Here is a 14,670-nt window from a genome sequence, read left to right as displayed (position 1 = left end):
TATCAAAAGAACGCTTCGTGAATGATTTCACACCTTAAAAATTAAAAAAAACTGTCTTGACTTCTTGTGCCACTATAGTCCCCAATTTTGACAATTCATATGCTAACCGCTTTAAGTCTTCAATAGGGACACGGTATTGATCACTAGAGTGTGAAAAACGACACATCATGCATCCAGCATTGCAGGCTTCAAGGATTCGAATATATACTAACTTCGGCCCTATAGGGATTTGTTCCATCTCTTTTCACTCCAATTTTTGTAGTATATTAAGCATAGAAATTGTCCATACTTGTTCTTATTTAACTGCAAAGTTATGATACGGCATCTTCCCTGATTCAAACTTATTCATGTTAGCTCCAAATCAGTTCTTATCCTCATATGAAATTCTCCTGGGTTATCCTGACAAAAATTTATATCCTTAAAGTTTCCTAATCTCTCGTCTTTTTGCATTTCGTGCATATTCATAAAAAATTCTGTACGCTTCATTTACCCTTTCTTTGTTAAACATTCTCTCCTCAAACGGAATATTCCAGTAGCCAAGAACAGAATCTGATTCATTTAACCAGCGCTCTGAAATCGAATCAAGGTGTCTATTTATATCATCATTCCAAAACTCTTCTCTTACTTTAGTTGGAATGATGTTTCCATATATCTTTTCGGTTAAAAATAATGTATAAGCCACCGCTTGTTGAAGTCCCTTTTCTTCTTTCACTATCTTTAATAACTTATCCCAATCAATTTCTAATTGATTTATACTTTCAAATATATCAACAAAGCGAATTAACTGCAGATCATCATTTATTTCAATATTCATGATCGACCTTGTATGCCAATATAAATGTAAACACAAATGAATAATATGATCAGTATCGTTAAGTATAAAAACATCTGTGCTACCTATCTGTGTTGCTACGGCTTCATCAATTACTCTATCCGTATTGTATGAAATGCTATCGTACGATGTGGTAAATCTAGTGTGAACATCGATATGCAACCAAGGTAAGGCAGCACTTTCCCCTTTTCTAATAAACGTCCCATAATGCTGAAGATTGTTTTCTATATGGTCTAAGACCGCGTCACTCATCTTAACAAATTCGTAATTAATAAGCTCCCCTTGTTCATAACCAAAACTATTCAGTATTCTTTTTACCTCAGGGTAATCCTTTGGCGATATTAATATATCCAAATCACCGAAAGTTCTAAGGGAGTACTCTGGGTATATATCTTTTACTAGCCTGGGTCCTTTGAATAAAATTACTTTAAGTTTTTGTTTTTTGAAGATTCGAAACAATTCTTCAGTCTCAGATATAAACAACCGTCCCTTTTCGCTATTCAATGCAGCTAGTTGGGTTAGTATTTTACTTATTCCAACTGGAATGCTAGGTACCTTCCCTATGTTTTTAGCAATCAACCCTGATAATCTATGGTGCATCATGTGGTCGAGAAAATCTACCCAGTTAAAATCAGAATTTGATATAAGTTCTAGAACCTGCTCTATATGCTCGCTACTCATTTTTATTCTCGAGCAAAGAACAGCAACCTCAGCTTCTTTAGTTGGCCATTTCATTAATAGCTCCCTCTTTCGTGTTTAGTTGCCCACACTTTCGTAACGTCTTAATCCATGTTTAAACAATATTAAAGCCACTATAAGACAATATACGGCAACAATAGGCGTTAACAATCCATACATAGCCCATTCCGAATTCGAAAACAAATATGTCGCTGGAAAAAATCCGATAAAAGCATAGGGAATTATAACCGATACTAGAGCCTGAATTCCAATCGGAAATATTGTAATCGGAAATTGCACAAAATCGGAGATCGTATTGATTAAGAAAGGTATCGTATTTCGAGCATTGCGCAACCAAAAAGCAGATGAATTTGCAGCCATTATGATTGAAGTTCTAATTACTACAGCAGAAATCAAAAAAATTGCAAAAACCACCACCTTTTGAAAGCTCCAAGTAACATTAATTTTAATAAGTGATTGAGTCAGTATTATACCGCCAGTTATAAGATTTCCCAATCCGTTCATACCCACATTCGAAGCCAGCACTTGTATTAGAGGTGAGACCGGTCTTAGCAAATACTGATCAAAGCCGCCTCTATTGACCAGAGATCCAATCGACCACAACCCACCGAAGAATAAGGAGGACACTCCTCCTGAAATAAAGAGCAAGGCATACATAAATTCGACTTCCCATAACGTCCATCCATTAATAGCCGGTACTTTTTGAAAAACCAAATATAAGAAAAAGAAACCGAGTAATTGCGTAAACACAGCTACAATCATCGTAATGATAAAATCAGTCTGGTATTCAAGAATGGACTTCAAATTTTGGAGAAATATTCGGAAGTAAAGATAAAAATTTTTTTTGACCTGATACTTTATCAACAAAGTACTCACGCTACTCATCCACCATTTATTGTTATTTTCTTAACAGCTTTCGTCCAAAACCATTTCCCAAAAAACCAGAGTACTATTGCCCAAAAAAACTGTAGCCCAATAATTCCCATTGTCCCAGTAATATTAATCCGTTCAAGAAATATAGAAACTGGATAATGAACAATACTACTAAAAGGTAATAACTCACTTATATATTGTAATGTTGAAGGGAAGTAAGAAAGTGGAATTAATGATCCAGAAAAAAGATTCGTCACGGCTGCGCGAGCCAATGCGACGCCTAAATGTCCCGAAGTCCAAAAGCAGAAAAGACTGAATACATAAACAATTCCATATTTGACGATTTGCGAAAGAATGAAGCTTGTTATAAAAAATACCCACGTCAGAGGAGATTTCGGGATTGCTATACCTTCATACAAAAATAAAATTAAGAAGGCAAGTACTGTGCTAACAAGCCCTTCAAAAATTGACGCCCCTACAGTTTCAGCCAACCTCGCTTTTTGAAAATCAAGCGGCTTAAGCAAATCAAACGCAATACTACCGTCAAGGATTTTTCCAGAAATCTTTATTTCCGAAAAGTAAGAAAGAATTGTGTTTGATAAAAAACTGATTAGCAAATAAGCTTTCATTTCTTCCCAACTAAAACCGCCCAGTTGATTCCGATCCGCAAAGATTGCTTTCCAGAGGTAGTAACTCGATAAAATGATTAGAAAACTTGCACATATATTCAGAACAAAGGAAGTGCGATTTGCCGCCGTTTCTTGCATTGAGCGGTTTGCTAAAGAGATGTATATTCTTCTTATCATACATACCCCTCTCGGTTAGCGAGATTGATCTCACCTCCATATACTCGTTTGATAACGTCTTCAATATTAGGTTCGTCAATTTTAAAATCAATAATATCGGCAACGCCCAATACTCGAGTTACAATCTCGCTTGCTGATATATTCGATTTATCGAAGTATATTAAAAAATGAGTATCACTCTTTTCTTCTAATCTGCAATAAGGCAAGTAGCGCATGAATCTCTGTGAATTCTGAATTTTTTCTCGCACTTGAAAGTGAAGCACTCTTTCTTTTGCATATTTGTCGGTGACCGATTCTAGAGGGCCATCAAAAATGATTTGACCGTTATCGATCACAATGAGTCGTTTGCACAACTGCTCAATATCACCGAGATCATGCGTCGTTAATATGATCGTTGATTCTTTTTCACTATTCATTTGTTTTATGAATGCTCTAACCTGCTGTTTAACTGCAACATCCAATCCGATTGTTGGCTCATCCAAGTAAACGATTTTCGGTTCATGAAGCCGATTTGCCTAGCATTTTCCAATCTCTGTTTGTACGGAATCAAGCCGTTAATACTTATGTGACCCGATGTAGAGGCTATTGCATTCGGTAGTAGCAAAGGCGGAACAGGTGCTTTATTATATGGTTTAATAAACCCTATGATCAACAAAACATTAGCATTGGTTCCTCAAGTGAAAGTAGTAGATTACATAGAAAAACATATGAAGAAATATAAGATATTGTTTTTCCCCGAGAAGTCCAACATATTCGAAAAAGATATGAATGAAATATTCTTTAATGAAACAATTTATAATAATGGTTTTACTCTAAATAAAGAAATTTACTTATATACGGGTATAGAGGATGATCAATTTGAAGAGGCTGTACAATTAAGTCTTTTTCTAAATGATAAAGTTCAAAATAATAATTTTTTTATTAACACTAGCTATAAGGAACACAATCTCATCGTACTCGACAATCTTGATTTTATCGAAAAATTATTAAGAGCGATAATTCATGATCAAAAAATCACCGATGAAAGAATCATCAGTATAAGAGAAGGCATTTTTCTACTAAAAGATAAATAATGCTATTATTCACATCTCTCAAATAATCATTAGGGGGGCATAGTCCAACACCCTCTGGATAATCGATGTCCGCTGCCTGTTAACTTATTTACCGCTCACTTCCTATGATAGAAAGAGTTCGAGTGTTTTAAATAACCATAATGAACATTTACAAGTCACCTCTTTTTGATAGTAAGGAATCAACCAGCTCATACTTTGGAAATTATGTACTCTGCATGATCTTTTTATTTTCCGTTTATAATGAACACACACCAATCGTCGCGTAAAAAATGGCCACTTGCCGTTCTGCTTCGTTTTCCTCATAATATTGAAGCTATTCTTATCGCGTAAATATTCTATGAACATCGGATTCCGACTCCTTGCTTCTTACAGAACGGCAATAATATCTCCAGTACTTCCCGAACCATGTCCCATTTTTTCTATACGACCCACCCCCTTTTCCATCATGGCCAAGCCACCCCCTAACCCTGGGCATAGGTTTTTGTCACACAATGTCGCGATTAATCATAATATTTGATAACTATTTACATTCACATTTTGAACAGAAAGTTATTTGCACCCGGATGAATATGAAATAGTAAGACAGGACTTGTGAGGAGGAGTTACTTTTGGCTAAAAAGAAGCTGGTTATTATGGGAATTGATCATGGGAACGGATACTTTAAGGGGTACAGCAACAAGGTGAAACAATTAGTACTCCCAAGTGGATTCCTTACCAAAGAAAATTCATTAAGAGAAGATTCCACAGGAGAAGGCGAGCCGGTACACTACAATGAATTTGAGTCCATCGATTTTCCAGGGGAACGATACGTGTGGGGCAATGAGGTTAATACAGCAAAAGGCAAGTTCCTTTCCACCTATACAACAGAAGACAGATACACTCAAAAATATTATAAGTTGCTCAGTCAATTCGGCTTAGCCAGCCTAATCAAGGAAGAAGAAGGGTCCTTCGATGTTATGCTTATAACCGGTTGTCCGTCAAGGCAAAAAGGGACCATTCGCGAACAAGAGCTGATTGAATTATTCAAGGGCAGACACGTTGTATTAATGAATGACAAAGAAAAAACCATTGAAGTAAAGGAATGCAAAGTTTTGCCTCAGCCCCTTGGTAGTATCCTGGATTTATATATTGATGAAGCAGGAAATGTCATCCGTCATGACATCGGAACTTCTTATATCGGCATCGTAGACATTGGCTTGGGTACGACAGATTGCGATGGCATTGATTCATTAAAAGCGGTACCTGACGACCGCCATACCATTCAGGTAGGGGTTCATGAAGTATATCAACGTCTGGCAGATTATATAAATACCGTAAATCCCGATGCTTACGCGACACCTAAAACAGTGGAGGTCCAATTCAATAACGATGTTTATAGAGCTTCCAAACGTCTTGTGATACCGATCAAAGAGGTCAAGGAAAGAATCATCCGTGAAACAGCGGAGTACCTCATCAATGAACTGCAAATACGTTGGCAAAACAGAAGCAAGTTTGACATGGTTTTTTTAACGGGTGGGGGAGCGCAATTAATGGAGCCCTGGTTTAAGGAATTTGTTACAGACATTCATGTATTGCCGGATCACCAAATTTCAAATGCCAGAGGTTTCTTTAAATTCGGACTCTTGCTTGCAAAGGAATACGAGGTTGAGGAAATTCCGGAAACCAACCTTCTTCAAACAACCTAGGGGTGAACCATGTGAAAAAAGTCCAATCCATTAGTTTTCAGATAGACGTAACCGCCCTTCAGAAGAATAGGCTGTTAACACTTTACAAACGACTCCTAAAGAATCGTGCCCTTACACGATTCTGTCGGGAGGCTTTCATTGAGAAAGCCGATCGTTATCTGAACGGGTTGGATCAATCGTATGCACAGCTTAATAAATGCATTAAAGCAAAAGGCATTGAATACGTTTTGGAGGCAATCCAAGAGAAGGAGGCCGGTGTACCCAAAACCGATGTATCCAATACCGATGTATCCAGCACCGGTGTATCCAGCACAGATGAAAGCGTGATCCAGAAAGTCGCCGAAGAAATTAAACTAGCCATTATAAACGAATTGCAAAAAGAGTCCTCTCCTTCTACCCAACCCATAAATTCTACGAGAGCACAAAATCCAGCTAATAGTAAATTGCACGCTGCTTCCCACAAAAAAACAATCACAGCGACGAAAGGAAACAAGGACGTTTTCCAAGATAAGCCTGACATCGAAAAGTTGAAAGCTTTACTGTCATAAACCCCAAACACTAAAACAGGGGCAGTCCGCTTGCCGGCGGAAGCCCCTTTCTTGTTTGATCGTTTTATGCCTAACGCTCGGTTGTGGATTTAGCATTAGCTGAAGCCCACAACCTTTTTGTTTTCTCTCCGACTAAACTTCGAAACGAAACGCAGGTATTCCTAGAAAAAATTGGATAACCCCCCGCTTGGCTGTGTCGCTGGGTGGGGCCATCTTTTTATGCGTCTGCGCCAGCCTCTGGCCACTATCTGACTCTTGACAAAAAAAGTTTGAGGTTTAACCACAGTTTCCCGTACCATTCGACCTCCGCATTACGAATGTCTGCTCCAAACACCTGTATTTAAGTATTTATCCAAAACTCTTGACTATGACGTTAGGTCATAGTGCATAATTCTCACTATAAACTACAAGGAGTGAGAAATTTGAATATAAAATCACTGCGTTCAGACCGAATTTATCAAAAAGTTGCCCAAGCTTCGCCCGAGGAAAAGCTTGAATTGTTCAGAAACGAAATGATGGCTCCCTTTATGAAACAATGGCAAATTCAACAAATCCCTTTTAGAGCTGAAGAGGCGAATGGATTTGACGTTATAACGTTTAATAGTATGATGCATCGATCCCCTGACCAGATTACCCAGCAGATTTCACCTGAGATAGAGTTGATTTCATCAGATTCTTTTTGGTTAGAGTGTGAGAACGCTGTAAGGAAGGGTCTCAATTTATTTATAGAACATGGAATAAGTCTCCCCGTATCGGAATATTTATTCACAATTCAACTAGGGAATCCGGAAAGTCGTGCCTTAACCATAAACGAAGGATATAGCGGCTTTGGGGGCATTCCCGGGTTTATCTGGGGTACAATCCTGCCAAATGAGTACACGATTCCTCGAATGAAGGCTGCGCTGGCGCACGAATGCAACCATAATGTTCGATACCAATTTATTCAGTGGGATCACACCGTTAATTTGGGCGAGCTCATTGTAAGTGAAGGATTAGCTGAAAACTATGCTGCGTTCATGTTTGGAGAAGAATTGCTCGGCCCCTGGGTAACGAAAACAAACGCAGAAACACTTAACAGGCACATAAAGCCCGTGCTTAGAGAGAAATTGCAATTAACCGGTTTTGAGAAATTTGCACCGTATCTTTACGGTGACGAGATCGCAAAGCTTCAAAACTTTGAACCGGTCAATATGCCATATAGCGCTGGCTATGCTTGCGGATATTATTTAATCCAATATTATTTAAGAAAAACAGGAAGAACGATCTTTGAAGCCACAATTACACCTGCTGCTCAAATACTGGACGAAGTGAAGGGATTTTGGGATGAAGAAACCATTATTAGCGGTTAAAGATATTGTTCAGATTACAGGCATTACAGCTCGGACCCTGCATTATTACGATAGAATCGATTTATTTAAACCGACACATCTGACGGAAAGGGGTATCGCCTATATGATCGAAGCAGTTTGGAAAAACTTCAAACCATTTTGTTCTTAAAGGAAATGGATTTTTCCTTGAAAGAAATTGCGGATATTATAAAGCTGACCAAACAAGAACAGAAACAAATATTAAAGAATCAGCGGAAACACCCTATTATCAAGAAAACAAAGACTAGAAACAATCATGGTTGCTCTTGATGAATACGTTTCGGGGAATGATATTAGTAATTTGCAGATCTTCAACAGTTCTTCCGTTTTGCCATTGAAAGAACAGTATGCAAATGAGGCAAGATTCATTTATGGCGAAACAGAGGCGTATAAAGTGTATAACGAAACGATGGAAAAATTGTCACTAGATGAAAAGAGGAACGATTTCAATCCATGGAGGAAATATTTAAACAAATTGCGGCTTGCATCCATCAGGATCCTTCCTCCGATGAAGTGCAGCGATTAATCGAGGAGTGGAAAAAAAGTCTAATGCAATTCACTACATGTGACGCAGAGTTATTGGCTTGTATTGCCCATACCTACAAATTCGATGCACGATTCAAAAACTACTTTAATCAATATAGCAATGAGGATTTAGCAGATTTTCTGTACAATGCAATTATGCATAATATCAATGGTTGAACGTCTCTCAATTGTCCTAAAGATCGGGTGGAAAATAATGGTACAATCGCGCCATTAAGGCCGCGGTTACACGATCGGCTGCTTCTTTTGTTAAAGTAACGAGTAGTTATGCTTGAAAATGACAAACAAGAGATTAAGGGTTTACAGCAATTAAACCTGGAACAGCTTTCATTCCCTGAATTAATCAAAAACTTGAGAGTATGGTTGTTAAGGGCCGTTAAACCCAGGTTGATTTAGATGGAAAGTTACTTTATTCTATAAATCTGGAACGCGAACTACTGTGAAAAAAATGAATATAAGCCGCCAGCATCTTCACGGACGGCCTTTTTCTTGTTCATTGGGATTACTACTCTATGGTGATTGAAAATCCACGCTCTGTGTTCGTTTTAGATGGATTGGTGGAGGCGAGGGGAGTATCTAACATCCTTATTGAACCTGCTTACGCAGCCAATCCTGTCGATGACAACCTTATCGGTAATGTTAGATGCCGTGCTCGTCCGCTTGATGCACCACCCAGATGCAACAACCTCCGCTCCCTGCGCGCGGTTGACCCCCGGGGTCCTGCCTCCCCCCTCCACGCACAACAAAAAACACCCTTTTCGCATGTCTTTTGTTGTGTTATGGAGGCGAGGGGAGTTGAACCCCTGTCCGAAGATAACGCCACACAGGCCTCTCTCATCCCGTAAAACCTATTGGCAATACGTATATTGTAGCGTAAAATTAAAACAAAAAAACTACCTTAAAAAGGTAGCCTGCTGTATCGGTAAGATTTCGCGCACTCCTGGGAATGAACTACTCTCTTGCCTTACTTTTTCATCGCACTCCTAGGAATGAGACGATTTGTATGACTTCATTATACAGAATGTAGACTGAGAAGTAAAGACAACTAAACGATTTTTTCTTCAACTCATCGAATAGGAGGACATATGCAACGACCTAAAACAGAAATATTAGACGTATTCTTTGATGAAAGCGGAAAACGAAAGAACAAACCTAACCTTATGGGAGCACTGTCTGTCCCACGCCAATTATACCTATCAGAACCTTTCCAACTCTTGTCCCAGCGGTTAAGAGACGGAGAATTGAAACTCCACTGGACTGAATATACTGGATACGAAAAACTCAAAGCTGATATTTCTGAGGTTATTAATATTGTATCTAGGTACAATCATCTTCTTAAATTTTTTGTTATCAATTACGACTATTCTGCAATTGCAAACAAGAGCGATTTCGCAAAATACATAGCTGAAGAAATGATATACACAAAATTCCCCGAGAGAATAATATACGGTCTGTTGCGACGTTATGGCAGAAATGTGTTTATTGAAGCAAACCTAAGAATTGAGGATTCAACCGAGTATCAGAGCTTCAAGCTCCATGAACGCCTTAAAGATCAGTTAAACGTTCAGTCACTGTATAGGGGAGAAAGATTTATTGTGAACGAAAGTCATCTAGTACCAAAAGGACAAGAGATTGGAGTTGAACTGGTCGATATTTTGCTAGGCATGACTCGCACAATTATACTCAACCAGAGTAGTGATACGAAAGGTTCTAGCAGCAAAAATAATCTAATTGTTGAACTTTTGAGAAACACCGCTTTCTTTTCATTACTTAAGAATATACGATGTTTTGAATGGGAAGATACAAAGGACCTCACCGAAGTAAGCTTTGGAGACTACCTGCAATTATTTTTAGCCAATCATCACAATCCATTTTATAGATAAGCAATAACACCATCCTCATGCGGATGGGTTCATCATGGTGGAGGCGAGGAGAGTATCTAACATCCTTATTGAACCTGCTCTCGAAGCAGATCCTGTCGAAGACAACCTTATCGGTAATGTTAGATGCCGTGCTCGTCCGCTTGATGCCTTTACTCCGAAGATCACTCAACCGCTCCCTGCGCGCGGACGACCCGCGGGGTTCTGCCTCCCCCTCCACGCACAACAAAAAACACCCTCTTCGGGTGTCTTTTGCTGTGTTATGGAGGCGAGGGGAGTCGAACCCTCGTCTTGAATTTTTTAATTGGTTTTATTGTGTTTCTAAAAGTGTTAAGAAGCCTTATTTTATGCGGGTTCCCGGGTATCGATCGTGTTATTTGGTGTTACTTCAATTTAGGCAAAATTAGTGTATTTTATCCCTTTTGGCTACACCTTGACTACAAATAACCGAGGGGATTCCGGGGTAAAGTTCGGTAAAAAATATTTTGTTTTACAGACTCCCATACATTAAATGCTCGTTATGTAATGTATAATTCTCAAATCTAAATCTTGACATCGATACATATTCTTCGTTAATCTCTGAAGTAAACCAACGTCTTTGTAACTTTTCAGCTGCTTCTCCGGTAACACAACTTCCTCCGAATGGATCAAAAACAATATCTCCTGGCTCAGTAAGAAAATTAATAAAGAAAGAAGGAAGAAGGAGTGGAAATCTTGCCGGGTGTGGCTTAACATTATACCTCTTACAGGCTTCCAAATATCTATCCTTCGATCTCGTGTTGGCAATTTCTAACAAATTATCTTGATACAACGTCATCAATTGTTCTTGATATCCTATAATATTTGGAGGAATAGCGCCACCATTATTTTTACCCCAAACTTTAGAAACTTTATGCCCTGATGGTCTAGGGCCATCATTATAGCCCTTAACAAGTAGTTTTTTCATACTTGATTTATATGGAGTTAATACTCTTCTGTTGTCCGCTTTTGGTCGATCTGTTTTTGATAACCACCAAATCGGGTTAACAGCATCTTTTACACGCGATCTTTCAATATTTACATATTGGGCCGGACTGGGCATTTTTGCTGAGTTATACCAATAAAATTCCTGTGCAAGTTTAAAACCGATTTCCTGTGAGCATAGTCTAAGCAATAATTCAAAATGGTAAAGAGATCTTGTTGGACTCTTAGGATTCCAGGTGCCACCAATATCAATAACCAAGGAGCCAGTCGGTTTCAAAACTCTGAATAATTCTGTTGCAAAATTATCAATAAACCATTGCACATAGTTTGATGCCTCTTCATTTCCGTAAGTTTTCTTCTTTAATAAAGCGAATGGTGGGGATGTCATTATTAAATCCAATGAATCTGAAGGAATTTGTTTTAAAAATTGGATAGAGTCAGCAAGGTAAGCGGCACCAAATTCGGTAGAAAACACCGGTTTAAATGATGGTATATCAAATATATTATTACCCATAAGTTCCACCTACCAAATAAATAAGAGAGCTGTAAATCATTATACCACACGTGTTTTTTTTAACCAATTAAAAAATCTGAGTAATCTATGAAAATCATTTTCATAGCTGCTCAGATTTTCCTATCATTTTACGGTAATTTTACTAGGAAATCACTTTGTATCCAATAATCGATTAACTTTATCAACGATTCTACCTGACTTTTCGAAAGCGTTACTCCTAATTCAAACTGCGATATTAACGCTCCCTTGCTAAAATTTGCTGACCCCATGTAACCTCTTTCGTTGTCTGAAATCAATACTTTAGCGTGTATTACCAAATCCCTTTCATTTAAATTTTTTGGGAGATAGATATTAATTCTTTGTGGATCAAAAGTCTGATTCAAAAAGTTTATAGCTTTTTCATTTTCTTCATTGTGTACTTCCCCTAAAATCCAATCAATTTTTACTTCCTTTTTTACTGATATTAATGTTCTTAGACTCAATGAGAAATGTCTTAATCCGGCTTCCGAATAATAAGGAGCAAAAAAGATTAATCTGTCGTTAGTGTTTTGTATTAACTGTTGAATCCATGAGTTGAGATGGTCAAACTGATCAGCAATCTTCTTGGGAATCTGATAGCCTTGCGGAACAGACCATAACAACTTTGAATGACTTTCAATACTCAAATCCGAAAGTAAATTTATTATGGAATGAACTACTTCAAAGTCTCTTTGAAGTTGTTGTTCATCCTGAATATTTACTATTCCATTCTTAATAATTATTTTCTTTTCATCCACAAGGATCCTAAAAAAACTTCGAATGATATCTGGATGGATTGATTTTTTTAATAGGTTTGTCCACTCTGCAATAGCAAATTCCCTACTATCGTGACCTAAAAAACGGAATAATCCAGCCCATTCCAGCACATTTTCTTTTAGGTTATACCTTATGAAAAACTTGACTAGTTTATAAAGATAGTTCACCTATATTCCCCATTCTTTTAAAAGTTGATCTACTTGGGGAGACAAATATCCTTTAATTTCTATATCTTCATTAAATTCTTTATCAATCCCACCAATTATTAAATTCCTTGATAATCCATGATTAAAATGAGAACATGAAAATTTTAAGTACATGCAGGCATGACATACTCCGGAATGTTGATGGCAAACCGGATCATACAAACAAGTATTAACCTTCTCGTATAATCCGTTAATCCATCTTTTTAAATCATTATCGAACGCGGAAGTTAATGCCCCCATGCCCCCCCCTTCAAGTTTTGAAACATAAATTGCACCTGCTAACGAAGATGGAAAAATGTACTCCGTCAAACTGTCAATATCTAATCCTAATACTGTTTTACCTGCCTGTAAGAGACTATGAATATAAGAATGAATTAGCTTAAATGTCATAATAGTACCAAGTATTTTTTTATCATTCTCCGCATCATTTGGCCTCAGTCTAGACAATTCGTCAATGTTATATTTGGTAAAACATAAATGTTTGTAGATAATTGCATGAGCTTTTTCCTTAGAATTTGGTACAACGCTGATAGAAGGAAAGAAATCATTAATAATAAGCCATGCCAGAACCCTAGAAGGATCAAGTTTGAATATAATAGCTTCATTTTCATTTTTTAATATTGGGATAATTATACGTTCCCTGTCATTTATTCGTTGGCGAAATGGATTCAAGACAGCTTTACTTCTGTCAAATGATTTTCTAGTATAGCCAATTGCCATCATCAATACAGGAAACTTTTCAACTAACATCGCAGTTTGTATTCCGAAACTTTTAAATGCATCTTGGGTATCCTTGAACAAGGTTTCTTGAACAAAGTCACAATTATCGGTTGCTTCCCTTAATTTTAATTCCAAAGATTGTCCACTATTTTCGTACCAAGAGAATACAAATTCATGAAGGGATCTGTCATCTAAAATAACTTCTGTTGGGACTTCATTGTCAAATATTTGATTCACTTCTGATGATATCTCATTACAAAGTTTGTCTATATCAATATTTTGTTTTTCCGCGAACATTCTGACAAACGCTTTTTGATCATCCGTCTTAGCTGACAGCCACATTTGTTTTAATGTATCGTTTTCTTTTTTCTCAAAATTTGCAGAATAATTTTTTTGATTGACGCTTTCTAAACCAAATAAACCACCTATTTGTATGTAGGGGAAATTCTCATTTTCTTTTCTTTTTAGTAACGTTTCATGCTCTAGATTTACAAATGAGCGCAATGCAGGGTAGTATATATCTCCTTCTGAAAGTATTGTACCGCCTAGTGTATAATGTCGCTTCTCTTTCATTGTTTTTGTCAATGGAAGAGTAGTGCTTTTTGTCCCAAGATCCCCAAGATGATATTTTTTCTTATAATTATACCATGTTGCAGTTTTAAAACTCCTGGTGTCAATCATCTTTACGCCATCATATCTTTCTTTCCATGTTGATCCGCTATTTGATTTAACATTAATTGGCTGGATATCTCCATTTGGATGAACTAAAGCATATGAATACTGCTTCAATTGACCTTCCTTACAGAATTCGCAACGTAATCTGGGGTTTTGCCTATTGATCTGTTGCAGGTCCCTGTATGGGTGAACATTAGAACATTTTAAACAATAGAAAACTAAAGGGAACATTTCGTACTGAACTTCTTCAATCTCCCCAAAGTAATACATTTTATCTATCGTTGGATAAAGATTTTTATCTAACTCTGAATTACTAGACCACTGTTCAATATAACTATAGACGGATTGCAGCAAGTGATCCGTTTTCCCATTCAACTCTTTTATCTTTAACTCCGTGACCATAAACCAAGTGCCTTTCTCTTGGAATACAGAGCCGGGGAGATATTTGAAAAGAACTTGACTTCGTCCTCGTTTTAACTTCATACGATCAC

Annotated in this window: 12 protein-coding genes and 1 pseudogene; 6 read left to right on the top strand and 7 right to left on the bottom strand. The window is 37.5% G+C overall.

The annotated features are described in order from the left end of the window. Nucleotides 1-418: 418 nt before the first annotated feature. From ACTHRH_RS19110 to ACTHRH_RS19095, 4 genes are read right to left on the bottom strand one after another with little or no spacing between them, the layout of a single operon-like run. Entirely contained in the window at nt 419-1,567 is a 1,149-nt protein-coding gene (locus tag ACTHRH_RS19110) for a nucleotidyltransferase domain-containing protein (RefSeq protein ID WP_440417067.1), read from the bottom strand. Nucleotides 1,568-1,588: 21 nt separating this feature from the next. After that, nucleotides 1,589-2,407, bottom strand: coding sequence for an ABC transporter permease (locus tag ACTHRH_RS19105; protein WP_440417065.1), 819 nt, complete (start codon nt 2,405-2,407; stop codon nt 1,589-1,591). Between the two features lie 5 nt (nt 2,408-2,412). After that, a complete protein-coding gene (locus ACTHRH_RS19100; RefSeq protein ID WP_440417063.1) occupies nt 2,413-3,210 on the bottom strand; it encodes an ABC transporter permease in 798 nt (265 codons plus the stop codon). Next, on the bottom strand, nt 3,207-3,692 hold the full coding sequence (locus tag ACTHRH_RS19095) for a hypothetical protein (RefSeq protein WP_440417061.1): 486 nt from the start codon (nt 3,690-3,692) through the stop codon (nt 3,207-3,209). The genes ACTHRH_RS19100 and ACTHRH_RS19095 overlap by 4 nt, the downstream gene beginning before the upstream one ends. A 162-nt stretch (nt 3,693-3,854) precedes the next feature. Here ACTHRH_RS19095 and ACTHRH_RS19090 point away from each other — a divergent pair, with 162 nt between their 5' ends. From ACTHRH_RS19090 to ACTHRH_RS19065, 6 genes and pseudogenes are all read left to right on the top strand, one after another. Then, nucleotides 3,855-4,283, top strand: coding sequence for a hypothetical protein (locus tag ACTHRH_RS19090; protein WP_440417059.1), 429 nt, complete (start codon nt 3,855-3,857; stop codon nt 4,281-4,283). Between the two features lie 608 nt (nt 4,284-4,891). Continuing rightward, nucleotides 4,892-5,968, top strand: a complete 1,077-nt coding sequence (locus ACTHRH_RS19085) for a plasmid segregation protein ParM domain-containing protein (protein ID WP_144938385.1) — start codon at nt 4,892-4,894, stop codon at nt 5,966-5,968. An 11-nt stretch (nt 5,969-5,979) separates the two neighbouring features. Beyond that, nucleotides 5,980-6,516: a hypothetical protein gene (locus ACTHRH_RS19080; protein WP_440417057.1), complete on the top strand. Its 537-nt coding sequence runs from the start codon at nt 5,980-5,982 to the stop codon at nt 6,514-6,516. A 422-nt stretch (nt 6,517-6,938) separates the two neighbouring features. After that, nucleotides 6,939-7,865 carry a DUF2268 domain-containing protein gene (locus ACTHRH_RS19075; RefSeq protein ID WP_440417055.1) on the top strand — a complete coding sequence of 309 codons (927 nt, stop codon included), beginning with the start codon at nt 6,939-6,941 and terminating at the stop codon, nt 7,863-7,865. Continuing rightward, nucleotides 7,840-8,585: pseudogene (locus ACTHRH_RS19070) on the top strand (MerR family transcriptional regulator). The gene ACTHRH_RS19075 and the pseudogene ACTHRH_RS19070 overlap by 26 nt, the downstream one beginning before the upstream one ends. Before the next feature lie 926 nt (nt 8,586-9,511). After that, nucleotides 9,512-10,309, top strand: a complete 798-nt coding sequence (locus tag ACTHRH_RS19065; RefSeq protein WP_144938370.1) for a hypothetical protein — start codon at nt 9,512-9,514, stop codon at nt 10,307-10,309. 487 nt (nt 10,310-10,796) lie between these two features. Here the strand turns inward: ACTHRH_RS19065 and ACTHRH_RS19060 are convergent, their stop codons facing one another. The 3 genes from ACTHRH_RS19060 to ACTHRH_RS19050 form a co-directional block, all read right to left on the bottom strand. Next, on the bottom strand, nt 10,797-11,783 hold the full coding sequence (locus ACTHRH_RS19060) for a DNA-methyltransferase (RefSeq protein WP_440417053.1): 987 nt from the start codon (nt 11,781-11,783) through the stop codon (nt 10,797-10,799). 128 nt (nt 11,784-11,911) lie between these two features. After that, nucleotides 11,912-12,745 (bottom strand): phospholipase D-like domain-containing protein, encoded by an 834-nt coding sequence (locus ACTHRH_RS19055; protein ID WP_440417051.1) that lies wholly within the window; start codon nt 12,743-12,745, stop codon nt 11,912-11,914. Continuing rightward, the gene (locus ACTHRH_RS19050; protein ID WP_440417049.1) at nt 12,746-14,662 is read right to left on the bottom strand and encodes a hypothetical protein; all 1,917 of its coding nucleotides are present in this window, start codon (nt 14,660-14,662) and stop codon (nt 12,746-12,748) included. Nucleotides 14,663-14,670: the final 8 nt, after the last annotated feature.

It is taken from the genome of Paenibacillus sp. SAFN-117 (assembly GCF_051966115.1).
In the GTDB taxonomy this organism is placed as follows: Bacteria; Bacillota; Bacilli; order Paenibacillales; family NBRC-103111; genus Paenibacillus_L; species Paenibacillus_L residui.
Note: the sequence above shows the minus strand (reverse complement) of the source record. Positions and strands in the feature narration are given on the sequence as shown.